This is a genomic window from Paenibacillus apiarius (assembly GCF_017052585.1).
In the GTDB taxonomy this organism is placed as follows: Bacteria; Bacillota; Bacilli; order Paenibacillales; family Paenibacillaceae; genus Paenibacillus_B; species Paenibacillus_B apiarius.
The window spans coordinates 598,551-605,295 of the sequence record NZ_JAFFHZ010000002.1 but is presented as its reverse complement, the minus strand read 5'-3'; the positions used below and the strand labels follow the sequence as shown (position 1 = coordinate 605,295).

Annotated in this window: 5 protein-coding genes; all 5 read right to left on the bottom strand. The window is 44.2% G+C overall.

What is annotated here, in order from left to right; all coding sequences use genetic code 11:
* A partial coding sequence (locus JSQ80_RS28830) for a stalk domain-containing protein (protein WP_240464337.1) occupies positions 1-433 on the bottom strand: 433 nt, incomplete at its 3' end.
* Positions 434-589: 156 nt separating this feature from the next.
* Positions 590-1,321 (bottom strand): ankyrin repeat domain-containing protein, encoded by a 732-nt coding sequence (locus JSQ80_RS28825; RefSeq protein ID WP_336245866.1) that lies wholly within the window; start codon positions 1,319-1,321, stop codon positions 590-592.
* Positions 1,322-1,530: 209 nt separating this feature from the next.
* A complete protein-coding gene (locus tag JSQ80_RS28820) occupies positions 1,531-2,250 on the bottom strand; it encodes a stalk domain-containing protein (protein ID WP_206098154.1) in 720 nt (239 codons plus the stop codon).
* A 158-nt stretch (positions 2,251-2,408) separates the two neighbouring features.
* Entirely contained in the window at positions 2,409-3,143 is a 735-nt protein-coding gene (locus tag JSQ80_RS28815) for a stalk domain-containing protein (RefSeq protein ID WP_336245865.1), read from the bottom strand.
* Between the two features lie 74 nt (positions 3,144-3,217).
* Positions 3,218-6,745, bottom strand: a complete 3,528-nt coding sequence (locus JSQ80_RS28810) for a phage tail spike protein (RefSeq protein WP_206098153.1) — start codon at positions 6,743-6,745, stop codon at positions 3,218-3,220.

Genomic DNA, 6,745 nt, shown 5'->3' with positions numbered 1-6,745 from the left:
CTTGCGCATTTACATCCAAAGTTCCATCGTTTATAGCTTCCTTGATCTTGGCTGTATCCAGTTTGCCATCAGTAGAATAAGTTTCTTTCAAATTTTTCACCATCTGATTTTCCTTTTTCTCGCTATTCGTTTTTACTTTCGAGTCATTGGTTTGAGCAGAGGTGTTTTGGCTAATGCCTTCCTTAAGCGTAACCGTTGAACGGGTGACAGACTGCACAGAATAACCTAAGGCATTTGCAGTATCTCTAACTGGAAGATACAGTTTCCCATTCACATGAACTGGAGGATTGGATAATGTCGCCTCCGTGTCATTCACAAAAAGCTTCACATTCGATTGAGTTGCTTTTAAGTATGTAGTTGCTCCCACAACAGTTCCAGCAGATAAAGCGACACCTATAAAAATGCCCGTAATTAATATCGTTAATTTTTTCATTGAAACGTTAACCTTCAATATATAGTGAATGGTTCTATTGTACTATATATCGGAAAATGAGCATCGTTATTTTAAATGTAATCTAGAGGCGAACCTAGGATAACTTTTTGATAAAGAAATACGACCTCCTTAATATTAAGGAGGTCATGTCTTCTGTTACAACATCTTGAATCTTAAGGCATTATAGAAAGTAGTACCTTTATCGGTATAGTCAATTGCTTGTTTACCTCCCGAATCTTTAACCATAAAATCAGCATTTAATTCATCAAGCACTTCACCAAAGTAAAAGTGGTTTTTGTTAATAACTGCTAAGAACAATGGTGTTTGCCCATTGTTGTCTGGTATATTGACATTCAAGTTATTGCGTCTAATTGCCTTATATGCTTCATAGTTATCCTCAAGCACAACATAATGCAACAGGGTCATACCGGTGTCAGAATCTTGCGCATTTACATCAAGAGTGCCATTTTCTAAAGCTGCCTTAATCTTGGCAGCATCCAATTTGCCGTCAGTAGAATAGGTTTCTTTCAAATTTTTCATTTTCACCGTCTTAATTGTAGTTTTCGTTTTGTCATTTTTGGCCGTGTTTTTTTGATCTTTTTCTTTATCCACGTTTGCTTTCTCTTTCAGCGTAATTTCAGAAGAAGTAACAGACTGTACAGAATAGCCGAGAGCGCTAGCCGTGTCGCGAAGAGGGAGATAGGTTTTCCCGTTCACATTTAAAGGAGAATCGCTTAGTTTTGCTTGATTCTCGCCAACTACAACTTTAATATTCATTGGCGTCGCTTTATAAAATGTTGCTGCGCCTACGGCTGTGCCCGCAGTTAAAATTGCCCCAACGAATAGTCCCATCAAAAAGGCAGGGGTTTTGGTTACGAACTTCTTCACTTTCACATACCTCCGATTTTTTAGCGTAATACCATATATCGGCAAAGATAAATGATAACTTTAGTTTACATCACTCTAGCTGTTTTTCATCCGTTTTTTCGTGATTTGATGACTCTCACGTATTGAAATTAAAAAGCCACTCCATTGAAGAGTGACTTAAATGACTTCATATCTTAATATAAAGGATATCTCGGAATGATAGATATCCTTTATTTCTTCATATACATATACAAGCGAAAATAATCAGGTGAACCTTTTTCAGTATAGTCGATAGCTTGTTTGCCGGATGCGTCCTTTATTGAAGCATCAACATTTAATTCATCCAGTAGTTCTCCTCTGAAAAAAGAGTTGTCTTTTATTGTGGTTAAATGTAATGCCGTTTGTTTATCTTTGTTTTGAACATTGGGATCAAGATCATTGCGCTTAAACTCTGTATATGCCCCATAATTACTCTCCAAAATAGCTAGCATTAAGAGAGTATTTCCTGTGTCAGTATCTTGAGCATTCACATCAAGCGAGCCGTTTTCTAAAGCTTCCTTAATCTTGACTCCGTCCAGTTTGCCGTCAGAAGAATAAGTTTCTTTCAAGTTCTTCACCATTTGATTTTCCTTTTTCTCGCTATTCTCTTTTGCTTTCGACTTATTAGTCTGGGCAGAGGTGTTTTGGCTAATGCCTTCCTTAAGCGTAACCGTTGAACGGGTGACAGACTGTACAGAATAACCCAAAGCATTTGCGGTATCTCTAACGGGAAGATATAGTTTGCCATTCACATGAACTGGAGGATTGGATAATTTCGCTTCCGTGTCATTCACAACAAGCTTCACATTCGATTGAGTTGCTTTTAAGTATGTAGTCGCTCCCACAACAGTTCCAGCAGATAAGGCGACACCTATAAAAATGCCCGTAATTAATATCGTTATTTTTTTCATTGAAACGTGACCTCCAATATATAGTGAATGGTTCTATTGTACTATATATCGGAAAATGAGCATGGTTTTTTAAATGAAGTTAGAGGTGAACCTAGGATCACTATACTTCATAAGAAAATAAATACGACCTCCTTGAATTGAGGAGGTCGTGTCTTCTATTACATCATCTCAGCTCTTAATGAACGGTAGTAAGTAGAGGTTTTATCGGCATAATCAATTGCTTGTTTTCCTTCCGAATCTTTAATCATAAAATCAGCATTTAAGTCATCACGCAATTCACCAAAGTAAAAGCTGTTTTCATGAATAACGGATAAAAATAACGGTGTTTGCCCATTGTTGTCTGGTATATTGACATTCAATTCATTGCGTCTAATTGCCTTATATGCTTCATAGTTATTTCTTTCAAGCACAACATAATGCATTAAGGTCATGCCGGTGTCAGCATCTTGCGCATTTACATCCAAAGTTGCATTGTTTAAAGCTTCCTTGAGCTTGCCTGCATCCAGTTTGCCGTCAGTAGAATAGGTTTCTTTCAAATTTTTTATTTTCACCGTTTGGATTGTCGTTTTCGTTTTGTCATTTTTGGCCGTGTTTTTTTGATCTTTTTTTACGTTCACTTTTGTTTTCTCTTTCAGCGTAATTTCAGAAGAAGTAACAGATTGTACAGAATAACCGAGAGCGCTCGCCGTGTCGCGAAGAGGGAGATAGGTTTTCCCATTCACATTTAAAGGAGAATCGCTTAGTTTTGCCTGATTCTCGCCAACTACAACCGTGATATTCATTGGCATCGCTTTATAAAACGTTGCTGCGCCTACGGCTGTGCCCGCAGTTAAAATTGCTCCAACGAGTAGTCCCAGCAAAAAGGCAGGGGTTTTGGTTACGAATTTTTTCACTTTCACATACCTCCGATATTATGGTTATACATAGGTATATCTTATGCATATATCGGCGCAAATAAATGAAAACTTTAGTTTAAGTCTATTCTGGATGCCTTTAATTTTATATTTCCTGTTGCTTCTATATTTATATTTCTGGATGCTCCAATATGTACATCTCCTTCTTTTGTTAATTCAAAAGAGGTTCCGTTTGATAGTTTTATTTTTGCATCCCCACCATCGGTAACAATTCTTATATCCCTACTAGTTATATTTACTAGTTTTTCTTGGGAATTTATAAATACACCATCATCTTTTAGATCAAGACTCCTATCTTTTCCGGTGCTGCTTGCACCATAAGCAAGCTTGTAGCCGCCATCGTATTTTGTCTCCACCGCTTTTCCGCCACTTGGACTCCCATCGCCCAAGCCAATCGTACGTGTAGGCTCTGCTTCGTGACCCGAACGTTCAAACGTGATGACTTGCTTCACTTTTTCATCCATGTCATATGCCATTGCGGGCCACGGAGTAGGTTCTATTGTCATTTCTCCCGTTCTTTCCGATGATAGCCAGTACAGAAGTCTGCCGTCAGACAACTTTTTCTGCTTGCCGGTCCCCTCCTTGATTCGGCCCGTAATAAACTTAATGCTGTTGCCTTCGATTTTGATATAGTTCGTCCAGCCTTTCTCGGCGGCATTGCTTAAAGTGGAAACTTTGCCGGCAGTCAGATTGGAAATAAAACCGTCTTCATTGGTAAGCATATTGGCGGCAATCAATTCTGCATCGATGGCGGCCGCGCCAATGACGTCCCATTGATTCATGAATAGTTTTTTATTTTCCGAATCCAGAAGCAGATTGTTGTCGCCATCCGTAACGAGCAATTTGCGGAATATGGCCGTTCCGTCCATTTTAATCCAAGCGGGACACGCTTCCGGTATTTCGCTCCCAAAGTACAGCCCATGCTCAGGAAACATGGAGATGATGCCTCCATATTTATCCTCAAGGACCAAGTCTGATCCCCGAATATGGCCGTCTTTGAAGAGTGAATGTTTGATTTCGGCTGAATCGGCAACCAAACGATTCATCCACACATTGCCGAAGTAATCGGCATGGAAGGGGGCATCAGCCCAGCGTGAATTGCCCAGAGCCAAGCCATCCTTGTTGATGGTAAAGACGCGATCGCCTTCGCCGGCTTGGAAATTGCCCTTCATATACAGGTCGCCATCGGACGAGGTGTAGAAGGTCTTGTCGTAAGTGCCGTTGCGGCTGCGCTCGATGACGAATCCATCCTCGCTGTTGACCGTGGTGCGGTTCACAATGGTGTTGTCGGCACACTCGGAGGAACGGTAACGGTTTACGACCATGCCGAACTTATCCGGTTTTGTGTCATACAAGCCAAGCCGCATCACTTCGCGTTCGCACCGATCAGATACTGTCAGCTTCGGACCTTCAATCGTAAACAGGCCGTCGGGATCGCCCACGACGACACGTTGTCCCAAAATGATCTTGCCGAGCACCTGCTCCGCGATGAGGCCGTCAGGCGTAATGGCCGTCTCGTAGCGGAGTCCGCCGCTGCGCGTCAGCCCGAGCGCGCCGTGCGTCGCCCGCAGGAAACGCTGGGAATCATTCGGGTCGATGATCGTGATGCCTTTGCGATCGATCGTGACGTATTCGTTGGACGCCATGTTGATATTGTTCGTCACTTTATTCCAGAAATGCTCGAACAGCTTGCTCATTTCTGAGGTATCCACCACCGCCTTGCCCCATTTATGCTTGTTGCTGTCCACGGTAACGGAGGTGTTTTTGCTGTCATAAATAAATTTCTCCAGCTTCTTCCGGTCATTCGTCAAGTCCTTGGCGTTGCTGATCGTAAGCTGGATGCTCGAATTTTCGTAATCGTAGCGGATTTCGGAAATTCGCGCTTCTATTTTGATGTCAAGCAGTTCGTAAGCAATCTGAACATAGTCGCCGATGACCAGCTTGTCCCAATTCCGCTGCTCTTCCACGATATCGAGAAAATGAATGATGTCGATGCTGAACTGGGTTTGCGGGAGCTGCAGTTCTTTGAACTTGCTCTCGGCCGCCTGATAGAGGTCTTCTTCCTCGACATATTTGTCGTCCGCAAACTCTTTCTCTATGACGTAGTAATTCAGCTCCAGCAGCTGATCGTCCGTAAAGTTGCGCGCGGGGGAGAAGTCCTGCTGCAATTCGGCAATCGCCTGGTGCACTTGCTCTAATTCATGCGTCAGATTCGCCAGCTCGATTTCGACGGCTTTCATCTGCATGTGCTTGTGATCCAGACTGAACTTGTCGATAAGCTCCTGCTCGTTGTTGCCCGCTTCGAATTCCTCCAGCGAAATGTTGGCCACCTGCAAAAACACGTCAACATTCGATCCGCCGCGCACTTCCACGGCAACGTTCTCCGCCCGCTGCACCTTGCCGAGCAGCACCCACGCGCCCGATTGGACGGGCTTGGCGGCTCCATTAAGCGTAACCTGGACGCCAGCGGCAGGGCTTACTTTGCATAGCACCGCGTAAGGATAGATGTCCTTCACGGGGAAGCTGCGCGAGCTGGTGGAATCGTGAATATATGTCTCGAAAAACATTTTGCCGTCGAACTGCTGCGCAAGCATCGTGTTGGTGATGACGGCTTCGTTGTTTTGCAGCAAGTGCAGCTCGACTTCCTTCTGTGTCAGGCTCTCTTCCAAGCGCTTACGGGCGGCGAGCTGCTTGCCGAATTCCTCTTCTCTGGCCTCGATCCGTTCTTCGTAGTCAAGCAGGGCATGGCAGAGCGAATCGCTCATATAGTCGCTTGAGCGGATGACCGTGTTGCTGGCGTCCCGTTCAAATGGATACATGAAATAGCTGAAGTTCTCGATGTAATTTTGCCCGGTCGGATTCACCTTGTGGATGGTCAGTCCATCCTGGCCAAATGCTTTCAGGCGGGTTACCATTTCGTCCGCTCTGGACTCCTTGCCGAGCGACTTCAAATATTTGCCGTACGAAAATCGCAGCCCTTTGTTCACGCCGAACCGTTCGGGCTTCATCATGGATACGGTTCGCCGGTTCGTATCCCACCTCACAATGGCATTGTACGTCTCTGCGACCTGATAGACGGCATCCAGCACCGTTGTATTGCCGAAATCGAACGCGCGATAAGTAAGCTTGAAGTCCGCATCCAAATAGTCGATGGTCCAGACCGTATTGGACAGCACGTCGCGCAGCACTTGCTCGGCATGGACCGATTCCACGGCGTAATCGCGAATCAGCTTGTCGCGCAGCTCATAAGGAAGGGCGTAGCCATGTATTTCTTTGTAAGCAGTCTCGCCGTCGCCGTTCTCGTTCGTCGAATCAATCATATAGCGCTCTGTATGTTCGCCCAACACGACTTGGACATGATAGCGTTCCTTCAGCAGGGCGATATTTTTGTTGTTCGCGAGCCTATGATTGATGTCGATTCGATAGGGGAGCTTGAACGAGAGTTCATTGACGGACGACAACAGGATGGATTGGTTAATATCGTAGGCCTCGTTCAGCTTGCTTATCGTCTCTCCGTTCGGCTTCACCAAGAACAGCTGCGGTTTGATCGGTTTTTTCAAGAAATCAATATCTCCTAACAT